The 26,267-nt window shown below is 33.8% G+C and carries 26 protein-coding genes; 19 read left to right on the top strand and 7 right to left on the bottom strand.

What is annotated here, in order from left to right; translation table 11 throughout:
- Positions 1–4 precede the first annotated feature (4 nt).
- From PFY10_08670 to PFY10_08625, 10 genes are all read left to right on the top strand, one after another.
- Positions 5–1,018 (top strand): glycosyltransferase, encoded by a 1,014-nt coding sequence (locus tag PFY10_08670; GenBank protein ID WBV58521.1) that lies wholly within the window; start codon positions 5–7, stop codon positions 1,016–1,018.
- A gap of 276 nt (positions 1,019–1,294) precedes the next feature.
- Complete coding sequence (locus PFY10_08665; GenBank protein ID WBV58520.1) at positions 1,295–2,314, top strand: NAD-dependent epimerase/dehydratase family protein; 1,020 nt, start codon at positions 1,295–1,297, stop codon at positions 2,312–2,314.
- Between the two features lie 12 nt (positions 2,315–2,326).
- On the top strand, positions 2,327–3,073 hold the full coding sequence (locus tag PFY10_08660) for a glycosyltransferase family 2 protein (protein WBV58519.1): 747 nt from the start codon (positions 2,327–2,329) through the stop codon (positions 3,071–3,073).
- Between the two features lie 98 nt (positions 3,074–3,171).
- Positions 3,172–4,119: a sugar transferase gene (locus PFY10_08655; GenBank protein ID WBV58518.1), complete on the top strand. Its 948-nt coding sequence runs from the start codon at positions 3,172–3,174 to the stop codon at positions 4,117–4,119.
- A gap of 13 nt (positions 4,120–4,132) precedes the next feature.
- Positions 4,133–5,326: a hypothetical protein gene (locus PFY10_08650; GenBank protein ID WBV58517.1), complete on the top strand. Its 1,194-nt coding sequence runs from the start codon at positions 4,133–4,135 to the stop codon at positions 5,324–5,326.
- Between the two features lie 37 nt (positions 5,327–5,363).
- Complete coding sequence (gene rfbC / locus PFY10_08645; protein WBV58516.1) at positions 5,364–5,909, top strand: dTDP-4-dehydrorhamnose 3,5-epimerase; 546 nt, start codon at positions 5,364–5,366, stop codon at positions 5,907–5,909.
- 93 nt (positions 5,910–6,002) lie between these two features.
- Entirely contained in the window at positions 6,003–7,304 is a 1,302-nt protein-coding gene (rimO, locus tag PFY10_08640) for a 30S ribosomal protein S12 methylthiotransferase RimO (protein ID WBV58515.1), read from the top strand.
- Between the two features lie 408 nt (positions 7,305–7,712).
- Positions 7,713–8,354, top strand: coding sequence for a hypothetical protein (locus tag PFY10_08635; protein WBV58514.1), 642 nt, complete (start codon positions 7,713–7,715; stop codon positions 8,352–8,354).
- Positions 8,355–8,376: 22 nt separating this feature from the next.
- Positions 8,377–9,090 carry a hypothetical protein gene (locus tag PFY10_08630; protein WBV58513.1) on the top strand — a complete coding sequence of 238 codons (714 nt, stop codon included), beginning with the start codon at positions 8,377–8,379 and terminating at the stop codon, positions 9,088–9,090.
- Between the two features lie 329 nt (positions 9,091–9,419).
- Positions 9,420–9,791 (top strand): septal ring lytic transglycosylase RlpA family protein, encoded by a 372-nt coding sequence (locus PFY10_08625; GenBank protein WBV58512.1) that lies wholly within the window; start codon positions 9,420–9,422, stop codon positions 9,789–9,791.
- Between the two features lie 62 nt (positions 9,792–9,853).
- On the opposite strand, the gene PFY10_08620 is transcribed toward PFY10_08625, so the two are convergent.
- From PFY10_08620 to PFY10_08605, 4 genes are all read right to left on the bottom strand, one after another.
- Positions 9,854–10,618 (bottom strand): exodeoxyribonuclease III, encoded by a 765-nt coding sequence (locus PFY10_08620; protein ID WBV58511.1) that lies wholly within the window; start codon positions 10,616–10,618, stop codon positions 9,854–9,856.
- 87 nt (positions 10,619–10,705) lie between these two features.
- On the bottom strand, positions 10,706–11,086 hold the full coding sequence (locus PFY10_08615) for an MliC family protein (protein ID WBV58510.1): 381 nt from the start codon (positions 11,084–11,086) through the stop codon (positions 10,706–10,708).
- Between the two features lie 119 nt (positions 11,087–11,205).
- A complete protein-coding gene (locus PFY10_08610; GenBank protein ID WBV58509.1) occupies positions 11,206–12,750 on the bottom strand; it encodes a bifunctional response regulator/alkaline phosphatase family protein in 1,545 nt (514 codons plus the stop codon).
- A 134-nt stretch (positions 12,751–12,884) separates the two neighbouring features.
- Positions 12,885–14,528, bottom strand: a complete 1,644-nt coding sequence (locus PFY10_08605; GenBank protein WBV58508.1) for a S41 family peptidase — start codon at positions 14,526–14,528, stop codon at positions 12,885–12,887.
- A 122-nt stretch (positions 14,529–14,650) separates the two neighbouring features.
- Between PFY10_08605 and PFY10_08600 the strand changes: the two genes are divergently transcribed.
- The 8 genes from PFY10_08600 to PFY10_08565 all read left to right on the top strand — a co-directional run bounded on the left by PFY10_08600 (position 14,651) and on the right by PFY10_08565 (position 22,380).
- Positions 14,651–15,877 (top strand): HD domain-containing protein, encoded by a 1,227-nt coding sequence (locus tag PFY10_08600; GenBank protein WBV58507.1) that lies wholly within the window; start codon positions 14,651–14,653, stop codon positions 15,875–15,877.
- A 72-nt stretch (positions 15,878–15,949) separates the two neighbouring features.
- Complete coding sequence (gene lpxD / locus PFY10_08595) at positions 15,950–16,981, top strand: UDP-3-O-(3-hydroxymyristoyl)glucosamine N-acyltransferase (protein WBV58506.1); 1,032 nt, start codon at positions 15,950–15,952, stop codon at positions 16,979–16,981.
- Positions 16,974–18,371 (top strand): bifunctional UDP-3-O-[3-hydroxymyristoyl] N-acetylglucosamine deacetylase/3-hydroxyacyl-ACP dehydratase, encoded by a 1,398-nt coding sequence (locus tag PFY10_08590; protein ID WBV58505.1) that lies wholly within the window; start codon positions 16,974–16,976, stop codon positions 18,369–18,371. The genes lpxD and PFY10_08590 overlap by 8 nt, the downstream gene beginning before the upstream one ends.
- Entirely contained in the window at positions 18,372–19,160 is a 789-nt protein-coding gene (gene lpxA / locus PFY10_08585; GenBank protein ID WBV58504.1) for an acyl-ACP--UDP-N-acetylglucosamine O-acyltransferase, read from the top strand. It begins immediately after the preceding gene.
- Between the two features lie 35 nt (positions 19,161–19,195).
- Positions 19,196–19,759, top strand: coding sequence for an elongation factor P (efp, locus tag PFY10_08580; GenBank protein ID WBV58503.1), 564 nt, complete (start codon positions 19,196–19,198; stop codon positions 19,757–19,759).
- A 67-nt stretch (positions 19,760–19,826) separates the two neighbouring features.
- Positions 19,827–20,729: a UDP-3-O-(3-hydroxymyristoyl)glucosamine N-acyltransferase gene (locus tag PFY10_08575; protein WBV58502.1), complete on the top strand. Its 903-nt coding sequence runs from the start codon at positions 19,827–19,829 to the stop codon at positions 20,727–20,729.
- Positions 20,730–20,820: 91 nt separating this feature from the next.
- Positions 20,821–21,693 (top strand): succinate--CoA ligase subunit alpha, encoded by an 873-nt coding sequence (gene sucD / locus PFY10_08570; protein WBV58501.1) that lies wholly within the window; start codon positions 20,821–20,823, stop codon positions 21,691–21,693.
- 18 nt (positions 21,694–21,711) lie between these two features.
- On the top strand, positions 21,712–22,380 hold the full coding sequence (locus PFY10_08565; GenBank protein WBV58500.1) for a porin family protein: 669 nt from the start codon (positions 21,712–21,714) through the stop codon (positions 22,378–22,380).
- 71 nt (positions 22,381–22,451) lie between these two features.
- Here PFY10_08565 and PFY10_08560 read toward each other — a convergent pair whose 3' ends face one another.
- From PFY10_08560 to PFY10_08550, 3 genes are all read right to left on the bottom strand, one after another.
- Positions 22,452–23,762, bottom strand: coding sequence for an ABC transporter permease (locus PFY10_08560; protein WBV58499.1), 1,311 nt, complete (start codon positions 23,760–23,762; stop codon positions 22,452–22,454).
- A gap of 4 nt (positions 23,763–23,766) precedes the next feature.
- A complete protein-coding gene (locus tag PFY10_08555; GenBank protein WBV58498.1) occupies positions 23,767–24,678 on the bottom strand; it encodes an ATP-binding cassette domain-containing protein in 912 nt (303 codons plus the stop codon).
- A 106-nt stretch (positions 24,679–24,784) separates the two neighbouring features.
- Positions 24,785–25,135 (bottom strand): T9SS type A sorting domain-containing protein, encoded by a 351-nt coding sequence (locus PFY10_08550; GenBank protein WBV58497.1) that lies wholly within the window; start codon positions 25,133–25,135, stop codon positions 24,785–24,787.
- Positions 25,136–25,255: 120 nt separating this feature from the next.
- On the opposite strand from PFY10_08550, the gene hemB reads away from it, so the two are divergent.
- Positions 25,256–26,245 carry a porphobilinogen synthase gene (hemB, locus tag PFY10_08545; GenBank protein ID WBV58496.1) on the top strand — a complete coding sequence of 330 codons (990 nt, stop codon included), beginning with the start codon at positions 25,256–25,258 and terminating at the stop codon, positions 26,243–26,245.
- Positions 26,246–26,267 lie beyond the last annotated feature (22 nt).

Here is a 26,267-nt window from a genome sequence, read left to right as displayed (position 1 = left end):
AGTAATGATACTGATTGATGCAATATATACTCATCAGACCGGGGGGAAAGTTCTTTTAGACTATCTGGTTTCTGAACTTGAGAAAACTGATGTCAATGTTTTTTATTTGTTTGATGATAGAATATCTAAAAATGCATATCAAATAAAAAAAACGAATAAAATTTTATTTGAAAAATCATCTTTTTTTAAAAGATTTAATTTTTACAGAAAAAATAGAAGCACCTTCACCAAAATCTTTTGTTTTGGAAATGTACCACCACCAATAAAACTGGAAGCAACAGTTTATACATTTTTTCATCATAGAATTTATTTAGAAATACCAAAAGAGCTTCCATTTAAAACTACTTGTGGATATATTGCTAAAACAATGATTATTAATTTTTTGAAACGAAATACAGATTATTGGATTGTACAGAATAGTAATATAAAGGTAAAATTACATGAGAAATATAACATAAAAGATAGTCAGATTGTGAATCTCCCTTTTTATCCGTGTATATCCGGAAATAAAAGTAGTGAGCGTAATAATTTTGGTTACATTTATGTTAGTCATCCTTTCTTACACAAAAATCACTTAAGATTAATCGACGCATTTTGTGAATTTTATGATGCTGAGAAAAAAGGAGAGCTTATATTAACTGTAGATCAATCTTTTCAAGAACTGTATAAATATATAGAGGATAAAATAGCTTCTAATTATCCTATAAGAAACATTGGATTTATAAAAAGATCGGAATTATACAAATACTACACAGCAAATAGATACTTGATTTTTCCATCTTTAAGTGAAAGTTTCGGACTTGGTATTATTGAAGCTTTGGATTGTGGGTGTGATATTATAGGAGCAGATTTGCCGTATTTATATGAAGTATGTGAACCATCAGTAATTTTTGATCCCAATAGTACTCAGGCTATAAAAGAAGCTTTTGTTAAATCTATTGATTTTCAATCTGTTAAAAAGTCTATTCCTAAGGTTAATGATAAAATTAAAACAGTAATAGAATTATTAACAAAATAACTTTATTTTTATGATTTAAAAAATGTTAGATATCATTTGTTATTCACCTGAATTTTTACAAGATAATAGTTCTTGAATATTAAATGAAGGCTACATAAAAATATTGTAAGAATATGCTCATGTTTATGAAATTATTCTGTGAGTTTTGGTTGTTTTAGTTATTAGGTCTATTTCTATTAAAAAGGGGAAATGTAGATTGGAAATTAAAAGCAAGATATTAATTTTGTAAAAGATTCTAAACGTTTAGAAAAATTAAAATTTAATGTAAGTACAGATATGAAAAAAATTGTTATACTGGGAGGTGGTGGCTTTATTGGTGGGCATTTGGCAAAAAGACTTAAAAGTGAAGGAAATCATATAAGAATTTGTGATATAAAGAAACACGAATATTTTAATCATTCTGAGATTTGTGATGAATTCATTATTGGGGACCTTACTGATCCTAGTGTTGTACGATTGGTTATTGAAGAAGATGTGGATGAGGTTTACCAATTGGCAGCAGATATGGGAGGAGCATTGTATATTTTCACGGGTGAACATGATGCTGATGTAATGCACAATTCTGCAATGATAAATTTGAATGTTGCAAGAGAGTGTGTTATAAAGAAAGTTAAGAAGGTTTTTTATTCTTCTTCCGCATGTATGTATCCGGAACATAACCAATTGGATCCAAATAATCCTAATTGTCAGGAGGATTCTGCATATCCTGCTAATCCCGATTCTGAATACGGTTGGGAGAAATTATTCTCAGAAAGACTTTACCTAGCTTATAATAGAAATTATAACCTAAATGTAAGAGTTGCACGGTTTCATAATATTTTCGGACCACAAGGAACTTGGACGGGTGGAAAGGAAAAATCGCCAGCGGCTATGTGTAGAAAAGTAGCAGAAGAAAATGAAAATGGGCAAATTGAGGTATGGGGCGATGGAAAGCAAACAAGATCTTTTCTTTACATCGATGAATGTATTGAAGCTGTCTTAAGACTGATGGAATCGGATTTCTTAGGACCTGTAAATATCGGAAGCGAAGAAATGGTTTCAATTAATGATCTGGCTCAGATTGCCATTGATATATCCCAAAAAAATATAAAAATAAGAAACCTTGACGGGCAAGAGTTTTTTGATAAATATGGATTTAAATGTCCCTTAGGAGTAAAAGGTAGAAATTCTCATAATAAGCTATACAATGAAAAAATTGGTTGGATGGTCTCTCAACCACTAAAAGTTGGAATGGAAAAGACCTACACGTGGATTTCAGAACAGGTTCAGAAAAAGATTTCAGAGTATTCCTTATAAATTAAACATGTTATGAAAATAAGTATCATTACAGTTTGCTGGAATAGTGAAAAATATTTGAGAACAGCAATTGAATCTGTTCTACAACAAACTTATAAAAATATCGAATATATAATTGTAGACGGAGGGTCTACCGATAACACTTTGGAGATTATAAAGTCATACGAACCCCTTTTTGAGGGAAAGATGAGGTGGATAAGTGAGAAAGATAATGGTATTTATGATGCAATGAACAAAGGAATTGAGATGTCGACAGGAGATGTAATAGGATTACTTAATTCTGATGATTTTTATATTTCAGAAAGTTCATTTAAAGAAATTTTAGACTGTTTTGATAAAGAGAAAGTAGATTCTGTGTTTGCTGATTTATACTATGTAAAAGAAAATAACACAGATAAAATTGTCCGAAAATGGAAAACAGGAACACGAAAAGCTTTCAGTAAGGGTTGGCATCCCGCCCATCCGTGTTTTTTTGTTAAAAAGGAGGTTTACAAAAGTTTTGGAGCATTTGATTTGAGATATAGAATTGCTGCCGATTTTGAAATTATGCTGAGGTTTTTAGAAAAGCATCAGATCTCATCATTCTACCTTGAGAATTTTATTTTGAAGATGAGATTAGGAGGGGAATCAAATAAAAGTTTATCAAACATTAAAAAAGGGAAACAAGAAATCTTAAATGCCTTTAGGAAACATGATATTAAAGTTCCCTTTTATTATCCATATAAAAGGTGGATTTCGAAGACTTTTCAACATTTATAGTAAAGTCTGAGATTTAAACTTTTTTTGTAAATTCAAATTATGTTGATGTTAATACATGATATAGAAATTTAAAAGTAGATTTGTGAGAAACACGTAGCATGAAAAAATATTTAAATCTTTCCAGTTTTAACGAAAGATATCTTTTTATAAATGTTAGTAATATAACATTAAAAATTTTAGAGGCAGAAAATTTTAAAAAATCTCATAAATCAGTATTTTTTAATTCAGATATTAATCACAGAAGTATTTTTGATTATATTAAAAAATTACACGTAAAAACTATAATTATCGAAACCTCAGATTTAAACCACCTTCCTGAAAAAATTACAAATGAAATTATTGAAGCTAAACTTCAAGGTATAAAAGTTTTTGAAGTTCACGAGTTTTATGAGCGAATTAATGGAAGAATACCTTTAGTAAAACTAAATGCCAATGAGTATTTAGCAGACGATGTATTTTCTATTGGATTAGAGAAAAACGACTTTGTTTTAAAACGGTTTATAGATTTATCTGTTTCTGTACTTTTGTTACCATTTGCATTACCTATAATAATTTTTGGTTCTTTATTAGTGTTTATCAATTCTCCCGGAAATGTTTTTTTTTCTCAGGAGAGAGTAGGAAAGAATTCTAAAAAGTTCAAAATATATAAACTAAGAACAATGAAGAATGGACATAACGGTGATTATACTAAGAATAATGATGATCGACTTCTTGCTGTAGGAAAATTTCTTAGATCTACAAAGATGGATGAATTACCTCAGCTTTTTAATGTTCTCAATGGTAATATGAGTTTAATTGGACCAAGACCTGAGCAGCAAAAATATGTTGAAGAATCAGTAGCTGAAAACTCTTATTTTGATTTACGTCATTTAGTAAAACCTGGTATTACAGGTTGGGCTCAGGTGAATTTGCCCAAAGCTACTCCTAAGGATAATTTAGAAAAATTGGAGTATGACTTGTACTATATCAAGAATTATTCTCCTTTACTTGACATTAAGATTTTGTTGAGGACGGTTAAGGTCGTTTTGACCTTAAATAGTAACTAATAATCTTAGACAAATGATTAGGAATTTAGTGATCATAGTATTTTTGTTGGTTTATAACATTGTAATATCTCAAGAGAAAAGGATGCCTATTTTTGCATTTCATGGGGTTCCTCCTGGAGAGTATTCAACTGTAAGTCAATTTTCAACTATGAAACGTGCAGGTATAGATATCTGTTATACACTTTATAATTCCGATCAAGAAGTTAAAACTGCTTTAGATGCTGCTAAAAAAGCGAACGTTAAATTGATCATTAGAGTTTCTTCACTATTTACCGATACAGAAGGTACTTTAAATCTTTTTAAAAATCATCCTGCATTGTATGGCTACTGCATCGGGGATGAACCTAATCCAAGTGATTTTGATAATTTAGCTATCCTTGCAAAAAAAATTAAAAAGATAGATCCTTATCACATAATTTACATTAATTTATTCCCTAATTATGTAGAACCGAAATTACTAAATAATATTACATATAGAGATTATTTAAATACTTTTGTACAGAAAGTACCCGTAAGCTTTCTTTCTTTTGATAATTATCCAATTGTAAAAGATCAGGTGAGAATTGATTGGTATAAAAATTTGGAGGATTTACGAAGTGTTAGCTTGAATAAGGATATTGATTTTTGGGCTTTTGCATGTTCAACAATTCATTATGACTATCGGCAACCTACAGTTTCAGGAATTAAGCTTCAACAATTTGGGAATTTATTATATGGGGCTCAAGGATTACAGTATTTTACCTATTGGACGCTGAATTATGAAGCCAATTGGAGAAAGGAAAATTATGGATATTCAATAGTTGATGATCGTGGTAATCCTACACCTACTTACAATGTAGTAAAAAGTGTTAATGAGCAAATACAAAGACTCGCATGGGTATTTTCAGGAGCTAAATCTGTCGCTGTTTTTCATACCGGTATTAATATACCGGAAGGAACAAAAAAATTATACTCTGTACCCGAACAATTTAAATTTTTTACAACATACGGAAAAGAGGCTATAGTTTCTATCATGTCTAATGGAAAGAATAAATTCATTATTGTACAAAACAAATCTTTGAGTGAAAATATGCGATTGGAATACCAACCCAAAATGAGAATGAGAAAAGTGGATAACAATACAGGCAAAAGCATGGAACTGTCCTTATTAAAAAAATATAATGATAGTATTTTACCAGGTGATATCATTGTTTTTGCTTACAACTAATAAAATACTGGATACTTAAATAAGATATATAAACTTTATGAAAATAAAAGAAACCCCACTTAAAGACTGCTACATTATAGAACCTACGGTTTTCGAAGATGATAGAGGTTATTTCTTTGAGAAATATAATGAAAAAAGATTTGAAGAATTGACGGGAATGAATGGACATTTTGTTCAGGATAATATTTCTAAATCATCTTATGGAGTTTTAAGAGGGATACATTTGCAAAAAGGTGAACACGCACAATCAAAATTAGTGTCTTGTCTTGAAGGGAAGGTTTGGGACGTTGCAGTGGATTTAAGAGAGGATTCTCCCACTTTTGGAAAATGGTTTGGAATTGAGCTTACAGGAGAAAATAAGCTTCAGTTGTATATACCAAGAGGATTTGGACATGGCTTTTCTGTATTAAGTGACACTGCTGTCTTTGCTTACAAATGTGATAATTTCTATAATAAAGAATCGGAAGGTGCAGTGAGATTTAATGATACAGATCTTAATATTGATTGGATGGTTGATGAAAAAGATATGCTTTTATCCGAAAAAGATAAAAATGCTCCCAGCCTTAAAGAAAAAAACTTCTAAACAGTTTACTGAAAACCACTTTATTAAAGTGGTTTTTATTTTTTGATTCAAACTTTTTAATATTTCGTATCTTTGCACACTCAAATCAAAAAGATGCGCACAAAATCTGTAGGTAAAAAGAAAATTAATATCGTAACCCTTGGTTGCTCTAAAAATGTATATGATTCGGAAGTATTGATGAGTCAGCTTAAGGCGAATGGTAAAGAAGTTGTACATGAAGACAAGGGAGATATTGTGGTCATCAATACCTGTGGTTTCATAGACAATGCAAAAGAAGAATCTATCAATACTATTCTTGATTATGTTGATGCGAAGAACAGGGGAGAGGTGGAGAAAGTTTTCGTTACCGGATGTCTTTCCGAAAGATACAAACCGGATTTGGTTAAGGAAATCCCTGATGTGGATCAGTATTTTGGAACCAGAGATCTTCCGATCTTGTTAAAACATTTAGGTGCAGATTATAAGCATGAGCTGGTAGGTGAAAGATTAACTACAACGCCAAAACATTATGCATATCTTAAAATATCTGAGGGCTGTGACAGGCCGTGCTCTTTTTGTGCGATTCCCCTAATGAGAGGCGGACATGTTTCTACACCAATTGAAAAACTAGTGCGTGAAGCTGAAAAACTAGCTAAAGTTGGAACCAAAGAATTGATCCTTATTGCTCAAGACCTTACATACTATGGATTAGATATTTATAAAAGACGGGCACTTGGAGATCTTTTAAAAGAGCTTGTGAAAGTGGACGGAATCGAGTGGATAAGACTTCATTATGCTTTTCCTAGTGGTTTTCCGGAAGATGTCTTAGATATCATCAGAGAAGAACCTAAGATTTGTAATTATATTGATATTCCTCTTCAGCATATAAATTCTGATCTTTTAAAATCAATGAAAAGGGGGACTACTCATGAAAAGACAGATGCTTTATTGGCAAAGTTCAGAGAAAAAGTACCTGACATGGCAATCAGGACTACATTGATCGTTGGATATCCGGGAGAAACGCAGGAAAGATTCCAGGAATTAAAAGATTGGGTAAGAGAGCAAAGATTTGATAGATTGGGTTGCTTTACCTATTCTCACGAAGAAAATACATCAGCACATGTTTTGGATGATGATATACCTCAGGAAATTAAAGAAGGAAGGGTTGAGGAAATCATGGAGCTCCAATCTCAGATTTCATGGGAAAAAAATCAAGAAAGAATCGGGGAAGTTTACAAATGTATTTTTGATAGAAAAGAAGGAAATTATTTTGTAGGAAGAACTGAATATGATTCTCCTGATGTAGATAACACTGTATTAGTTCCTGCTGATAATACCTATATTTCAATTGGAGAATTCGCTATGGTAAAAATAACCTCTGCAGAAGAATTTGATTTATATGGGGAGCTGATTTAAAAAAAATAGATAAAAAAAATATTTTCATAAAAATAATGTAGAGTCTTTAAACTTTACATTATTTTTTTTTTATAAAAAATAATATTGATTTATTTATTAACAATTCTGTTTTTTGTTTGTTTTGATTTATTTTTTACATTGTTTTGATTACCAGATTGTTGTGTTCCTTTTTCATTCCTTAAAATTAGAGTAAGACAGGGTGGATTTGAATTTTTAATAATTTAACTCTAACTTTGCAGAAGTAATAATTAATACTAGATCTGCAACATTAAATCACAAAAAATATTGGATTAAGAGTAATTTTATTTTTGCTTTTGTGATTAATATAGCATAGGTTGGGATCTGTACAAACTATGAATCTTGTATAATAATTATCACGAAAAATAATTAAAAATTCAAAAAACACGTATGAAAAAAAATTTATTGACAGCAGTAATGCTGGTTTCATTTGTTATGCTTTCAAAAGCGCAACAAAAAGGAGTTGGTATTAATACAATTTCGCCGGCAGCTACTCTTGACGTAGTAGCAAATGTTAGGGATAGGAATATGGCAGATGCCGTTTTAGTTCCAAGAATGACAGTTGCACAATTGGCAGATAAAGATGAGGCATATCAATCTGCTCAAAATGGAGCTCTCGTTTTTGTTACATCAGGTACTGGCACTCCGGGTAGTAAAACAGAAAACATTAACGGTACTGGTTTCTATTATTATGATGATCCCACCTCAAAATGGACTGCTTTAGGGGGGACTACAGTAGCTCCTACTACTTTTAGACTAAATCTGGCACAAGCTGCTTCTACTTCTTATGATTGGTCAAACTCTGATTTTGATTTCTGGGAATTTACATCAGGAACTCAATTAACATTACCAGCACCCTCTTCATACAATGGGAGAACAATATACATAAGAAATAATACCGGAGGTACTGTACAATTTAACGGAACAGATGGAGTGGGAACGCCAAAAGGTTTGGCCTCTTTTACAGCGCAAGCAGCAGTTAGAATTTATAGTAATGGAACAACATGGTATTTATTCTCAGGTAGAAATTAATTATTAAAAACACAAAGACGAAATGAAAAAGATTTTATTGGACATAACAGGTTTTTTTTTATTGCTTTTTAGCGTTAATGGTAATGCCCAGCTTTTGAGTAATGGAATTATTACACCGGCATTAGGAGATACAAATTATTTTATGGATGCCAGTAATTTTGAAGGATTAGCAAATAAAAATTATGGTAGAGGGCTTGGATTTCCCCGTACGGATCTAACGAATTTTAAATTTAATACGGCTGCTATGGAGGATGAAACTATTGTTTCTGAATTTGATGGTATGGTAGTATATAATACAGCAAGTGGAAAGACTCTTGCAGGTCAAGGTATTGTTACGGAAATTTCTCCGGGGTTTTATTATTTTTCAAACCCGGGAAATCCTGGAAATATTTCTAATGGCCGATGGGTTGCAATAGGTGGAAGCTCAAGTAAAACTAATATAACAAATTCTGAAACAGCCACACATACTCTAATAAACAATTCGCAGATATATGCTGTAAAAGGAACGTTTGCAGCTACAGGAACATCTAGTGCGGTAAATATCCCTTCACCAGATGGGATGAAATCAATGTATGGTATTACAATCTACAAGTCGGGTTCAGGAACAGTTTATTCGCGAGATTTGTATTCCTATACATTAGGAACTGCAGAAGGAAATGCGGTTACCGGGTCTCAAGGTATGTCTGTAGTTTATCCGGCAGGAACCTATGATTATGTATTAGAATATTTAAAATAATAGTATTTATCTTCTTTAAAAAGACCAATGAAATATTTCATTGGTCTTTTTTGTATTATATAAAGAATGATTTATTTTTTTTATTACATTGTATATCAGTCAATTATATATTATCTATGGATGATGTGTATCGCAATTAGTTAATTATGTTAACTTTTTGGGGGTATTTTTAACACTTTTTAACAGTGGGTTCTAAAACCCCTATTTGTAAAGGGTTACAGACGTTGTTAACTTTGAATTGGGTTTTTGTTAACAGTTTTTAACATATCGGCTATGGTCTTAAGCAGATTCATGATACATTTGCCAAGTCAAAACCAATAAAATTCAAAATGATGAAAAGATTCATTCTCGTAATCATAATGATGATTTCAGCCTTTGGTATTTATTCTTTCAAGAACAATGCCACAGATGCGAAAAAAACAAGTTATGCATCGTTCTATCACGATAAGTTTAATGGTAGAAAAACTGCAAACGGAGAAATTTTTGATAATTCAAAATTCACCGCTGCAAACAGAACGCTTCCTTTTGGGACTAAAATTAGAGTTACCAATTTAAGCAATGGAAAAGAGGTTACAGTGAGGATAAATGATAGAGGACCTTTCCATTCATCAAGAGCTTTGGATATTTCCAGAGCCGCGTTCGATGAAATCGGAAATACCAATCTTGGTACTATTCCGGTGGAATATGAAATTGTCGATTAAATTTATGATTTATTAAATTTTAAAAGCCAACTGATTCAGTTGGCTTTTTTATTTGAACGTTTTTATATGTCTAATTCCAGCAATGCGGGGCAATGATCTGAATGAACGGCTTCTTTTAAAATAACAGCTCTTGACAGCCTATCCTTTAAAGCATAAGAGGTAAAGTTATAATCCAATCTCCAGCCTTTATTATTTGCTCTTGAATTTTGCCTGTAGCTCCACCATGTGTAATTATCAGGCTCATTATTAAAAAACCTGAAACTGTCTATCAGTTCACATTCTTCGATGAAATTGGTCATCCATTCACGTTCCATAGGTAAAAAGCCGGAAACATTTTTTAAGCGCACAGGATCATGAATATCAATAGCCTGGTGGCAAATATTAAAATCACCCGAAATAATGAGGTTAGGAATTTCTTTTTTAAGGATTTTAATATAATTCAGAAAATCATGACAAAACTGCATCTTAAAGTCTAATCTTTCAATATTAGATGCAGAGGGGACATATACCGAAATTACGGAATAATCATCAAAATCTGCTCTGATAATCCTTCCTTCATTATCATAGCTTTCAATTCCGCAACCATATTCTACATGATTGGGCTGAATTTTAGAAGCTATTCCTACGCCGCTATATCCTTTTCTTATAGCAGAATGCCAGTAACTATGATAACCAAGTTTTTGAAGACTGTCGATGTCTATCTGGTCATTTCCTGCCTTACTTTCTTGAATACAAATGATATCCGGATCAGCAGTCTTTAGCCAACCCAAAAAATCTTTTGTAAAAGCTGCCCTGATTCCGTTAACATTATAAGTGATTAATTTCATACAAAAAATAAATTTTTTCAAATGTAGGGAAATTAAAAAGTCGGCCCTGAATTTCAAAACCGACTTTTTATCTTATTATAATAGATTTTATTTTTTAAAAACTACTTTTCCATCTTTTGTAAGTTCAATTTCTTCTCCTTTTCCTCTCAATTCATAGTGATCATTTTTATACCAGATTCCAGATGCGGGCTTTTGACCCTGTAATTCAATCGTTTCTTTGTTGAATACTACTGTTGCTGTGTTTTTGGTATTATTGAACGTCATTTCCAGTGTTTTTCCACTACTGTCTGTTGAGGTACTTTTTACAATTTCATCCTTACCGGCTGAAACAGCAGCTGAATCAGATGGTTTTGAAGATATTGTATCTACGGTTGCAGTTGTTGCAGTATCTGCAGGAGTTTTCTCCTTATTACATGAGGTTAAAAACAAAGCTGCTATAGCAGCTGTAGCAAAAATGCTTCTTTTCATAATAGCGTATTTAATTATTGTGTATGTATTAGTATACAAAATAGATGCCTTAAAAAAAGGCGGAAAAAATCAATTGATTTTTTCCGCCCTGAACCCAAAATTAATAAACTATGAAAAAACTACTTGGGTTCTAATATACTAATGGGAATAATACATTCTTCTAATGATATTCCTCCGTGTTGATATGTTTCTTTATAATAGTTGACAAAGTGGTTGTAATTCTTAGGATAGGCCAGGAAGATATTGTTTTTAGCAAAGATATACTTAGAGCTCAGGTTTCCTTTTGGTAAAAATAATTTCTCAGGATTGGTAATAGCCCATACATCCCTGTCATCATAAGTTAAACTTTTACCTGTTTTATAACGGATATTAGTGGAAGTTTCTCTGTCACCTACTACTTTGCTTGGCTTTTTCACATATACCGTTCCGTGATCAGTAGTAATCACCAATTTATAACCATTTTCAGCAGCGAGTTTAATGATCTTTAAGATGGATGAATTTTCAAACCAGTTATAAGTTAAAGATCTAAAAGTTTTATCATCCCGGATCAATTGGTCTACAATATGATTATCTGTTTTGGCGTGAGATAGTATATCGATGAAATTATAAACAATCACTAATAAATCATTATTCTTGTGTTGATTAAAATCATCATAGATCTTTCTCTCGAAATCTGCATTCAATACTTTTAAGTATTTCATTGATTTGGAACCGAGGCCAATTCTTTTCATCTGATCCTCAAGAAAATCACGTTCAAATTCGTTTTTATTTCCGTCTTCATTATCGTTAAACCATTTATCTGGGAAACGTTTTTCTATTTCAGATGGTAATAAGCCTGCAAAAAATGAATTTCTTGCATACTGAGTAGCTGTTGGAAGAATACTGTAATAATAATCTTCAGACACTTTATTATAATACTTTGTAAATAGAGGCTCAACTACTTTCCATTGATCATATCTTAGATTGTCTATCATAAGAAGAAGAACCTTACTTTTTTCTACCTCAGGTTTTACTTTATCTTTGAAAAGGGTATGGCTCATAGATGGTTTATCGCTTCCGCTTAACCACTCTTCGTAATTATTTTCAATAAACTTTGCAAACTGAATGTTGGCTTCTTCTTTCTGAGATTGTAGAAGATCTGCAAATTCATTATCAGTTACCTTATCAAATTTAATTTCCCAGTTTAGAATTTTCTTATAATATTCCGCCCATTCCTGATAAGATTTTAAATAAGAAAGTTCCATAGAAAGATTTCTGAATTCCTGCTGGTATTGCAAAATGGTTTTTTGTTCAACCAGATTATCTTCCTGAAGATTTTTTTTCAATGATAAAAGAATCTGATTCGGATTAACAGGCTTCAGTATATAGTCGGCAATCTGTGAACCTATTGCTTCTTCCATAATATGCTCTTCCTCACTTTTAGTAACCATTACTATCTTTAAGGAATTGTCTTTTTCTTTGATCATAGGAATTGCTTCCAAACCTGAGATCCCGGGCATATTTTCATCGATCAGTGTCAATGCAAATTTCTCAGAATCGATAAGCTCCAGTGCTTCATTTACATTATTAACAGGAGTTACCTGGTAGCCTTTTTTTTCTAAAAATACGATATGAGGTTTGAGTAAATCTATTTCATCATCTATCCATAATATTTTTTCGGACATAATATATATTTTTTACATGGTTATAGTATCAAAAGTGTGACCAAATCATTATAAAATCTGTCAAAATGAACAGATAAAAAGTTAAATTATAGTTAAATGGAAACTCCCTCTACTACTTATCTTGAGGATTACATCTAGCGGCCGGTTTTTAAATACTCCAGGGCTCTTTCCAAAACCTCATCCTTTCCTGCTTTTATTCCTTTTAAAGTTGGTCTGACAATGATGTCAGGAATAATTCCGATTCTCTGTGTTTCCCTTTGATCAGGATAATAAGCACCAAGGCCGCTAAAGCTGGTTTCCAGGCCTGCAATTTTAAACCGGATAACATCTCCGTTGGCTCCGGAAGTATGACTTCCGATGATTTTTGCTTTAGGATGCTGTTTGAACATCATGGTTGTTGTTTCAGCTTGGCTTTGGGTGTTTTCATCTACCAAAACTACTACATTTCCTTTATAGTATTGATCATTATTTCTTCCGATGCTGTTTTTTCTGATATAAAATAATCCCGGATAGGTCGTTTCCGGAAAAGTAAATTCATAATATAAACTTGTTTTCGGTAGAATTAATAGACTTAAAGGTCTTATTGTTTGTTTGGGATAATTTCTAAGATCAAAAATAATAGATTCGGTAGTTTTTAAATTTTGGTACATTTCATCCAGATCTTCTCTTTCAATAATTCCCATATTGACAATTCCAATCTTTTTTTCCTCATCATAAAATTGCCATTTCCGGGGAGTAACTTTCTTTTCATAAACGATATCCTTTAATAGATACGTTTTTGCTTTAAGTGCAATATTTTGTCCTTCTCTTTCTACTTTGACTTCGACACTGTCTGAATTGGAAAATAAAAAAAGATTTTTTACTTTTTTAATTTTCCCCCAGGTATTTGAGGCCGGAATATATTTTGAAAAGCTGTTAACCATTTGAGAGATCGTTTTACCGTTGATATCATAAATAATATCTCCCGGCTTTAAGACAGATTCCTCATTATATTGATTGGAATTGATTTTAGTGACAATAAGTTTCCCTTCTGCATAAGAGTATTCAACTGGGATTCTCCTTCGTCCATATTGGTTGATACTAATGAGTGGTGAAAATAAAAAAGCATGAGAATCATCAGTCTTTGTTACCAACTCTGCCAATGTTAAATGATAATTGACATCGTTGTCTATTGCCAGGAATTTAGGAATCATTTCTGTTAATATATCATCCCAGTTCTGATTTGTTTCATATTTATAAGGAAAGAAATATTCCACAAAATTCCAATATCTGAAAAGCTCCAGGAGTGCAATCTTTTTAGAAATGAATTTGGAACCCGTTGAATCATCATTGCGGAAAAATATTTTTCGGCCCCCTTTCCCAAAATAATAAGGGGTACCTACATATCTGTTTTCTTCAATAAATTGTAACCTGTTGGTGATACTTTCAATAAATATATTGTTGTCATTTATCCAGTCCACATTAAAATTTTTACGAAAATAGACCTTGGTGTTGGTCAGTTTACAGGAATTGCACTTTTCAACAGCACCAAGGCTATCAAGCCATTGAGTATACAAGATATTAAGCTGGCTTTTATCTTGAATGCCGTCTAGCTCATCTATCTTTTGGAGCAATTGCTGATCCCAATTGAATGTGCCGTCAGCAACATGAGGATGATAGTATTTTAAGAATCCCCATATTTTACATAGAGATTCCAGTTTTTGAACTTCAGAGATGGTTTGAGCGGAAAAGATATTTATACTGATAAACAGTAGTACAACAATTGAAAGCGCTCTCATAAATTATTCGTCAATTATAATTTCAAAGATAAAGATCTCTGCATTATGGTGGGTTATTCTTGAAAGCAAAACCTAAGATTAAATTTCCCTAACTTTGTTAGCTTAATACTTCAGTTTTTCAAATGCAGAATAAGCTAAAAATTATCAACGATCCTGTTCATGGATTTATTAGAATCCCACATGAAATCTTATTTGATGTTATTGAGCATCCTTATTTTCAGAGGTTGAGGAGAATTTCACAGACAGGACTTCTTAATCTTATTTTTCCGGGAGCAACCCACACCAGATTTCATCATGCTATTGGAGCGATGCATCTTATGTTTACTGCTCTTGAAACTCTAAAGCAAAAGGGCGTAAAAATATCTGATGAAGAAGAAAAAGGAGCTATGTTAGCTATTTTGATGCATGATATAGGACATGGGCCATTTTCTCACGCATTGGAAAGCATGCTGATGGATGACTGGCATCATGAAAACCTTTCATTATTATTAATGAACAGGCTTAATGAAAAGTTTGAAGGTCAGCTTACGGTAGCAATTGAAATGTTTCAGGGTAAATATCACAGGAAGTTTTTTAATCAGCTGATTTCATCTCAGTTGGATGTTGACCGTCTGGATTATTTAAAAAGAGATAGCTTTTTCACGGGAGTATCTGAAGGAAACATCAATACACAAAGGATCATTTCTATGATGAATGTTTGTGAAGAGGGAGAATTGGTGATTGATGCAAAAGGAATTTATTCTATTGAAAACTTTTTGACTGCCAGAATGTTTATGTATTGGCAGGTTTATTATCACAAAACATCAGCATTAGCAGAATTTATTTTGGTGAAAATTCTGGAAAGGGCCAAATATCTGGTTTCCCAGGGAATCGATTTGCCTGCCACTGAAAATCTGAAATACTTTTTATATAGAGGAAAAAGTGCCGCAACCAATGAAGATATTGAAAGGTTTACCCAGCTTGATGATAATGACGTAATCCAGGCGATGAAGCTATGGCAGAATTCCGATGACTTTATATTGTCTTACTGGTGCAAAAGTGTGATTAAAAGAGATCTTCCTAAAACCATTATTTCATCACATCCATTTGATAAAGAATTTGTTGAGGAAAAAATAAAAAATACGAACGAGTTTTTTGGAATTGATAATGGGGAAGAATTAGTTCACGAAATTAAGAGAAAACTTTTGCCATACAATACCAAAATGCAACCCATCTATTTGTTACAGAAAAATGGTGAGAAAATAAGACTCGATGAGTCTGAAGACCAGCTTTTATCGGGATTGATCGTTAATAAGACGACACGATATATTTTAACATTTCCAAGAGATTTTTCCAAAATAAATTCTTAAAGAATATTAAAATTATCGATCCGAAAACTAAAAAATGTTTACGAATTATAGAATTTCTTATCTTTGCAGAATATGGAATTTACAGCTTCGCAAATTGCAAGTTTTATTGACGGGAAAATAATAGGTGACGAAAATGCACTTATTAATGGCGTTTCACCAATTGAAAATGGAGAATCGGGACATCTTTCTTTTATAGCTCAGGACCGGTTTTCTCATTATTTGGATACTTCCAAGTGTTCAGTAATTATTGCTTCAGAAAAACTTCTTGTAAAAGATAGTTATACTCCTACTATTATTGCCGTAAAAGATGCATATCTGTCCTTTCAGGTTCTTATGAATCTGTATCAGGAAATGCAGGGAAAAAAAGAAGGAATCGAAGACGGAGCATCTATTCACGATACCGCTGTAATAGCAGATAAAGTATATATTGGAGCATTTACCTATGTTTCAGAAAAAGCTAAAATCGGAGAGGGGACACAAATCTATCCACAAGTATACATCGGAAAAGGTGTTAAAATTGGAAAGAACTGCAAAATAGATAGCGGAGCAAGGATCTATGATTATTGTGTTATTGGGGATAATTGTGTTATCCATTCCAATACGGTAGTCGGGGGAGATGGATTTGGTTTTCAGCCAACAGCTGAAGGATTTAAAAAAATTCCACAACTTGGAAACGTTATTATTGAAGATGATGTGGAAATTGGGTCAAACTGTAGTATAGACAGGGCTACCATTGGATCTACCATTATTGGAAAAGGAACAAAAATAGATAACCTGATTCAGATTGCGCATAACGTTAAGATTGGTCAGAATAATGTAATTGCAGCCCAGGCCGGAATTGCAGGCTCTACAACGATCGGAGACTGGAACCAGATTGGAGGACAGGTAGGTGTAGTTGGTCATATTAAGATCGGCAATCAGGTGAAAATTCAGGCTCAGAGTGGAGTGAACTCCAGTGTAGGTGATAAAGAAACTTTATACGGTTCACCTGCAATCAGTTATAATGACTATTTGAGAAATTATGTTCATTTCAGGAATTTTACTGAAATCGTAGGAAGAATAAATAATCTTGAGAATACCTCAAAAGATAATACTAATGAGTGATATGCAAAAAACACTTCAGCAAGAGGTAACTCTTTCTGGAATTGGCCTTCATACTGGTAAAGAAGTAAAACTTACCATTAAACCTGCTAAAGAAAATACAGGTTTTGTTTTTGTAAGAACCGATTTAGAGGGGCACCCTCAGGTTGAAGCAGATGTTAACTATGTTGTAGCAACAGAAAGAGGGACAACCTTAGAAAAGCTAGGCGTTAAAATTAACACATGCGAGCATCTTCTTGCAGCTTTAGTAGGCTGCGATGTCGATAACGCTATATTGGAGATGGATGCTTCAGAACCTCCTATTATGGATGGATCTTCAAAGTTTTTTGTTGAAGCTATCGAAAGTGTAGGGGTAGTTGAGCAGGCCATTGCCCGAGAATACCTTGTGGTAAAAGAAGTTCTTAGCTATACAGATCCTGCAACAGGTTCTGAGATTACCATTATTCCATCAGATAACTACGAAATTACAACGATGGTAGATTTTGGAACTAAAGTATTAGGTACCCAAAATGCCACACTTAAAAATATCTCTGAGTTTAAAGAGGAAATTTCATCAGCAAGAACATTCAGCTTCTTACATGAGCTGGAAATGCTTTTAGATCATGGTCTTATTAAAGGAGGTGATATTTCTAATGCAATTGTTTACGTTGATAAGGATTTAACTCCGGATACCACAGAAAAACTTAAAAAAGCATTTGGTAAAGACAATGTTTCTATCAGACCAAATGGTATTCTTGATAACCTTACTTTAAATTATCCTAATGAGGCAGCAAGACATAAGTTACTTGATGTAATTGGTGATCTAGCTTTAGCTGGTGTTAAAATAAAAGGTAAAGTTATCGCAAATAAACCAGGACATTTCGTGAATACTCAATTTGCAAAAAAACTGAATCGTCAGTGGAAACTGCAAAAAAAGAAAAATGTGCCTGATTTTGATCTTACAAAAGAACCGGTTTTTGATATTAACGGAATCATGAAACTGATGCCTCACAGACCTCCGTTCTTATTGATCGATAAGGTTCTGGAGCTTTCGGATTCTCACGTAGTAGGTTTGAAAAACGTTACAATGAATGAACCATTCTTTGTTGGGCATTTTCCAAAGGAACCTGTAATGCCGGGGGTTTTGCAAGTAGAAGCTTTAGCTCAAACCGGAGGAATTTTGGTTCTTGCAAGTGTTCCGGATCCTGAAAACTATTCTACTTATTTCATTAAAATGGATAAAGTAAAATTCAAAAGAAAAGTAGTTCCGGGAGATACGATGATTTTCAAAATTGAATTGATAGAGCCGATCAGAAGAGGTATCGTTCATATGCAGGGATACGGATATGTAGGAGATACAGTGGCTGTAGAAGCCGAATTAATGGCTCAAGTTGCAAAAAATAAAGTTGACTAAATGGTTCATCAATTAGCTGCCGTAGATAAACGTGCAAAAATCAGCAAGAACGTAATCGTAGAACCTTTTACTACTATTGCAGGGGACGTGGAAATTGGAGAAGGAAGCTGGATAGGTCCCAATGTTACCATTATGGATGGAGCTAGAATAGGGAAGAATTGCAGGATTTTTCCGGGAACTGTAATTTCTGCGATTCCGCAGGATTTAAAGTTTGATGGTGAAGATACTCAGGTAATTATCGGTGACGAGACTACAATCAGAGAGTGTGTTACCGTAAACAGGGGTACTAAAGCTCTAGGCTATACCAAAATAGGTAAAAACTGTCTGATTATGGCTACTTCTCATATTGCACACGATTGTGTAATTGGAGATCATGTTATCATAGTAAACGGTTGCGGTATTGCCGGTCACGTAGAAATAGGTGACTATACGGTAATGGGAGGACTAAGTGCTGTTCATCAGTTTGGGAAAATAGGAAAACATGTAATGATCTCTGGGGGTACATTGGTAAGAAAAGATATTCCTCCTTACGTAAAAGTTGCGAGAGAACCGATGTCTTATGCAGGGATCAATTCAGTAGGTTTAAGAAGAAGAGGATTCACAAATGAGAAAATTTTTGAGATCCAAAAGATCTACAGAGCTATTTTCCAGATGAAGATGAATGTGTCTCAGGCAATTAGTCATATTGAAAAAGAAATGCTACCAACGGCTGAAAGAGATGAAATCCTTCAGTTTATACAAAACTCTCCAAGAGGTATCGTAAAAGGTTATGGTACTGGAAAAGAGTAACTCATTTAAAAATAAAAAGATAATATAAAAAATTAATGGCAACAAGTAACGATATCAGAAAGGGACTTTGCATTGAATATAGCAATGATATTTTCAAGGTAATTGAATTTCTTCACGTAAAACCAGGAAAAGGACCTGCTTTTGTTAGAACCAAATTAAAATCTGTAACTAATGGAAAAGTAATTGATAATACTTTTTCAGCGGGACATAAAATAGATGAAGTAAAAGTAATTACCAGAAAATTCCAGTATCTTTATGATGATGAGAATGGATTCCACTTCATGAACAATGACGACTTTTCCCAGTTGTATATCAATAAGGAAATGATTGAAAACGCTCAGTTTATGAAGGCTGGTGAAGAAGTTACAATCATCCTGAAAGAAGCTGATGAAACTCCTCTTTCCGCTGAACTTCCACAATCTGTATTTTTAGATGTAATTGAAGCAGATCCGGGAGTAAAAGGGAATACTGCTACGAATGCTCTTAAGAATGCAATCGTTGAAACAGGAGCAAGAGTAATGGTTCCACTGTTTATTGAGCCGGGAGACAAAATCAAAGTAAATACTGAAGACGGTACTTATTTAGAAAGAGTAAAATAACAATATAATCTACATAAATTCGGTCTGCACCTGCAGTCCGAATTTTATTTTATAATAAGATTAATGTATGAGATTCCATTCTCCACAAAAGCTTAAAACAATAGCTGATTTAATTGGGGCAAGATTTATTGGCTCCGAAGATTTTGAAGTGTTGGGAACCAATGAGATCCATAGGGTAACCCCCGGGGATATTGTATTTGTTAACCACCCGAAATATTATGACAAAGCACTGAATTCGGCAGCAACGGTCATTCTTATCGATAAAGAGGTAGATTGTCCGGAAGGAAAAGCTCTTCTTGTTTCTGAAGATCCGTTCAGGGATTTTAATTTTATCAATACTCATTTTACAAGAATATATAATTTTACAGAAGAATTACATGATGTTGAAATTGGAGAAGGAACCAGAATTCATCCTTCTGCAGTGATTGGCAATAATGTGAAGATAGGTAAGAATACCCATATATTCCCCAATGTTGTCATTGGTGACAGAACCGTGATTGGTGATAATGTTATTATTCAATCCGGAACGGTATTGGGAGGTGATGCATTTTATTACAGAAAGCTGAATGGTAATTTTGATCGTCTTATTTCAGTAGGAAATGTTATTATTGAAAACAATGTTGAAATTGGTAATAATTGTACTATAGACAGAGGTGTTACGGATTCTACCATAATAGGAGAAGGTTCTGTATTAGACAATCTGATTCAGATAGGTCATGATACCATAATTGGTAAAAGATGTTTGATTGCTTCTCAGGTAGGAATAGCAGGATGTTGTATTGTTGAAGATGAGGTCACCATGTGGGGGCAGGTTGGAGTTGCATCAGGGATCAGACTGGAGAAAGGAACCATCCTTCTGGCCAAGGTGGGAGTGAACAGAGACCTGACTAAAGGAACCTATTTTGGAATGATTGCAGAAGAATTTCGTGAGTATTTGAAGAAAGAGGTAAAGCTGAGAAATCTCAAATAAACAATTCTTTTGGATTAGTCTAAAATCAAAGAAATTTAAGTAAATTTGTGAGCATTAATAAAATAGTAAATAAATTAAAAACAACAATAAAATGTCAATTTTAGTAAACAAAGATTCTAAAGTAATTGTACAAGGATTTACAGGAAACGAAGGTACTTTCCATGCTGGTCAGATGATTGAATACGGAACCAACGTAGTAGGTGGTGTTACTCCGGGAAAGGGAGGAAGCGAGCACTTAGGAAAGCCTGTATTTAATACGGTTGCTGATGCTGTTCAAAAAGCTGGAGCTAACGTAAGTATTATTTTCGTACCACCTGCATTTGCTGCTGATGCTATTATGGAAGCTGCTGAAGCTGGAATTAAAGTTATCGTATGTATTACTGAAGGAATTCCTGTAGCGGATATGGTAAAAGTAAAATCTTACATCGCAGACAGAGACTGTAGATTGATCGGTCCGAACTGCCCTGGGATTATTACTTCAGAAGAAGCTAAAATTGGTATTATGCCAGGTTTCGTTTTCAAAAAAGGTAAAGTAGGTATCGTTTCTAAATCTGGTACTCTTACTTACGAAGCTGCTGACCAGGTTGTAAGAGCTGGTTTTGGTATTTCAACAGCTATCGGTATTGGTGGAGATCCAATTATTGGAACTACGACAAGAGAAGCGTTGGAGTTGTTTATCAATGACCCTGAAACAGAAGCAGTAGTGATGATTGGTGAAATTGGTGGTGGACTTGAAGCTGAAGCTGCAAGATGGTACAAAGCAAGTGGTTCTACTAAACCTGTAGTAGGTTTTATTGCAGGACAAACGGCACCTAAAGGAAGAACAATGGGACATGCTGGTGCTATTGTAGGTGGAGCTGAAGATACTGCTCAGGCTAAAATGGAAATCATGAGAGAAAATGGAATTAACGTTGTAGATTCTCCTGCTGACATTGGCGTTACTGTAGCTAAAGTGCTAGGATAAACCATAAAACAAAACAATATGAAAAAACTTTTATTAGCCTCTGCCCTGGCTTTCTCTACCTTGTCTTTTGCTCAGATTAATTTCAGCGGGACAAGATTCGGTATCACGGCAGGAGGAAACTATTCCCGGGTGCAAAATGCGCACAACCCTTCCGGTCCCCGATACGCAGTACAGGCAGGAGCCTTAGCTTTGATTCCTGTTGGAAAGGGAAATCAATTCTATATCCAACCTGAAGTTTTGTACTACGGTGCAGGGGAAACAGGAAAAGATAAAGATGTTAAAGGAAGAGACGGATATGATGCGGTATATGCCAATAATTATCTAAGTGTACCTATCTATTTCAAAGGATATTTTTCAGAGGCAGAATCTGAATTTTTTGGAATGATAGGCCCTCGATTTAATTTTTTGCTAAATCAAAATGTTAAAAATGTTCCTGTAAGCAGACCATACTATGATCCGGATGTAACAGATCCAAAAAATCCGGGAGTAAGTGGCAAAGCAAACAGTTTTAATTTTGGACTGGGTGTAGGAGTAGGATATAGCTATAAGAGACAACTCGAACTAGCTTTAAAATACGATTTTGGATTTTCAAATACCTATCCTGATTTGGGAAAAGAACCTGGTGGAACTAGCAAAAGTAAGTCTGAACAAGTTCTTAGTGTAAGCTTAAGTTACATATTCAACTAAGACAACACTTGACATAAAAAAATAACCCCGGAACCATGTTCCGGGGTTTTTTTTTTATTGACTATATAGGATTAATTTCTAATCCATTTCCAAAGCTCCTTAAGCGTTGCTTTATTTCCATACATTAAAATACCGACTCTATAGATTTTACCGGCTAAAAAGATCATAAAAAATGTTGTCACTACTAACAGTGTTATTGACAGTGCGATTTGCCATGCAGGAACTCCAAAAGGAATTCTGGCAATCATAGCGACAGGAGACGTGAAAGGAATCATGGATAGCCAGAATCCCAGCGGACCGTCAGGGTTATTCATTAATGAAAAGCTGCCATACATCCCCAAAGTTAATGGCAATATAGCAAATAAGGTAAACTGTTGTGTTTCTGTCTCATTGTCCACGGCAGAACCAATGGCAGCGTATACAGAGCTGTAAAAGATATATCCAAGAAGGAAGAAAACAATAAATACAAAAATAATCAAAGGGAAATTAAGTTCAAGCAGACTATGGGAAATCTGTGTGGCGATTTGTGTTACATCCAGTTTACTTGCCATTCCTTCGCTTCCTCCGGGAATGTTTTTCTGAATAGATGAAAAGCCGGTATTCAATACCAGGGCTCCGATAACGGACATGGTAATCCAGATAATAAACTGAGTTAAAGCTACCATCGTTACTCCCAAAATTTTTCCCATCATAAGCTCAAACGGCTTTACGGAAGAAATAATGATTTCCACCACTCTGTTATTCTTTTCCTCAAGTACACTTCTCATCACCCGTACTCCATAGATAATAATGAACATGAAAGTTACATACATCAAAACCATACTTAGTCCCGATTTTACCCCGAAAGTAAGGTCAGAATCCTCCTTATTATCTTCAGAAACATTAATCGTTTTTAAGGAGAAGCTTTTATCAAGATTATTGAGCTGGGTTTCCGCAATACCCAATTCTTTGATTTTTTCCTTTTTAATGACATTTGAAATATCTGAAACGATACGTTGCTTAGTATCAAAACCTATTTTGCTGTTGATGACAAGCCTTGTGTTTTTTTCAAGATCATCAAAATTATGATTATTCAGTTCAGGTAGAATAAGAATTCCATCCAAAGATTCATTTCCTTTTAGTGTACTTATCTTTGATTTTTCTTCTGCAGCAGGAACAAAAATATAATTGAGTTTGGAATCTGAAGGTAGCTGATCCTTGAATAAGCCACTTCGGTCTACTACTTCAATGACGTTATGCGATTCATTGGCTTTAAACATCAGGCCTATAATTGCTCCAAAAGCAATGATCATAAGAGGAGCAAGTAAAGTTAATATAATGAAGGATTTCTTCTTGACCTGTGTAAGGAATTCCCTTTTGGTTATTAAAAAAATATTATTCATAAAATTAAGAATGATGGCCTACAGCGTTAATAAATACTTCATTCATGCTCGGAATTCTTTCGTCAAATGATCTGACTTTTCCCACATGTACCAAATCTAAAAGGATGTTGTTCTGATCACTTTCGTTTTTCAGATCAAAAGAAACAAGATCATTTTCATTTGAGAAATTAAACACCTCATATTTCTGTTTGAATGTCTCAAAATTTGAATCATTTACAGCAGAAAGGGTAATACCGAAGATGTTCTTTTTGAATTTTTCCCTAACGTCGAAAACTCTGCCATCCAAAACTTTTTTCGAATTGTCGATCAGTGCTACATAGTCGCACATCTCTTCTACACTTTCCATTCTGTGGGTTGACAGAATGATGGTGGTTCCGTTATTTTTAAGATCAATAATCTGATCCTTTATTAAATTTGCATTTACGGGGTCGAAACCTGAAAAGGGCTCATCGAGAATAAGTAAATGTGGTCTGTGCAATACCGTAACCACAAACTGGATTTTTTGTGCCATCCCTTTCGAAAGCTCGGAAAGCTTTTTCTTCCACCACTGATCAATATTAAGTTTTTCAAACCATTTCTTTGCTTCACTGAGAGCATCATTTTTGCTCATTCCTTTTAGTTCTGCGAAGTAAAGAATCTGATCTCCTACACTCATATTTTTATACAAACCTCTTTCTTCAGGCATGTAACCTATATTTTTGATGTGATCGGGATTTAACTTCTCTCCATTGATGAATATAGTTCCGGAGTCTGCCTGGGTAATTTGATTGATGATACGGATAAATGATGTTTTTCCCGCTCCATTTGGGCCTAAAAGACCATAGATGCTCCCTTTTGGGACATGTATGCTAAAATCATCCAATGCGGTTTTTTTTCCGGCATTGTAGGTTTTAGTAATATGTTCAGCTTTTAGCATTAAATTGTTTTTTTACTATTAGTATAAAAATGTCCCGAAAGTTACGGAATAATTAAAAGGACTACTAACGTAAAAGAAAAAATCCTGATGATTATCAGGATTTAATTTATTGTTTTACGATCTGGGTAACTTTTTGAGTGTTGTCACTTAAAATGTAACGGATCAAATATTTACCGGGTTTTAATTTTTCAATATTAATTTCTCCCGAATTCATATTAACCGCATAAGTGGCAACCTGTGTACCAAGAATAGAATAGAATGTAACATTTTTAACCTTCAAAGAAGGGTCTTTTGCTCGAATAATGAGGAAATCCTTCGCAGGATTAGGGTAAGCAATAAAAACTCCATCATCAGATTTTTGTGAGATGGAACCAGGCTCCCTGAGTTGTGCATTTAGATTGCTGGAAAATCCAACAAAAGTGCCTGCGAAAAGAAATAAAAGTAAAAGTTTTTTCATCAAAATATAATTTCTCAAGTATTTATAAAACAAAAATATAAAAAATCTACCACTCTCCAACATATTTTTTCATTTAACTTGTAGTAAATTTGCATAAACTTATTCAAAAAGTATTCCAAAATGATACATTCAAGAAACAGAAGGCTACGAGTAAATGAATCAATGAGAAGTTTGGTAAGGGAAAATGTACTTACAACTCATGATTTCGTAATGCCTATCTTCGTAATGGAGGGTGAAAACAAGCAGGAACCAATTGCATCAATGCCGGGAATATTCAGGCGGAGTATCGATCTTACAGTTAAAGAGTGTAAAGAACTGTTTTCTTTGGGGGTAAAATCTGTCAACTTGTATATGAAGGTGTCAGATCATTTAAAAGATAATACGGGAAAAGAAGCTTGGAACAAAAACGGATTAATGCAGAACACCATTAAAGCCATAAAAGATGCTCTTCCCGAAATGATCGTTATGCCTGATGTAGCGCTGGATCCTTATTCTATTTATGGGCATGACGGAATAATCGAAAACGGAAAAATTGTAAATGATGCAACTGTTGATGCACTGGCAAGAATGTCTGTATCTCATGCAGAAGCCGGGGCAGACATTGTCGCACCAAGTGATATGATGGATGGCAGAGTATTAGGGATTCGTGAAGCCTTAGAAGAAAGTGGATTTACAGATGTAGGGATTTTAAGTTATTCCGCAAAATACGCAAGTTCTTTTTATGGACCTTTCAGAAGTGCTCTGGATAGTGCTCCAAAAGATAATATGGAAATTCCAAAAGATAAAAAGACTTATCAGATGGATTTTCATAATTCCAGGGAAGCTTTAAATGAAGTATTTAAAGATATTGATGAAGGAGCGGATATCATTATGATTAAACCGGGGCTTCCTTATCTTGATATTGTTTCTAAAGTTCGTGAAGCAATTGATCTTCCGATTGCTGTGTACAATGTAAGTGGAGAATATGCAATGGTAAAAGCGGCTGCCCAAAACGGCTGGTTAGATAATGATAAAACGATCATTGAGAGCTTAACATGTTTTAAAAGAGCAGGTGCAGATATGATCTTCACTTATTTTGCAAAGGAAGCAGCAATGCTTTTAAATAAATAGTTTTAAAACAGATAAATAAAAA

Origin of the sequence: Chryseobacterium daecheongense, from assembly GCA_027920525.1 — a bacterium.
GTDB lineage: Bacteria > Bacteroidota > Bacteroidia > Flavobacteriales > Weeksellaceae > Chryseobacterium > Chryseobacterium proteolyticum.
This window is presented reverse-complemented; position numbering and strand designations above follow the sequence as displayed.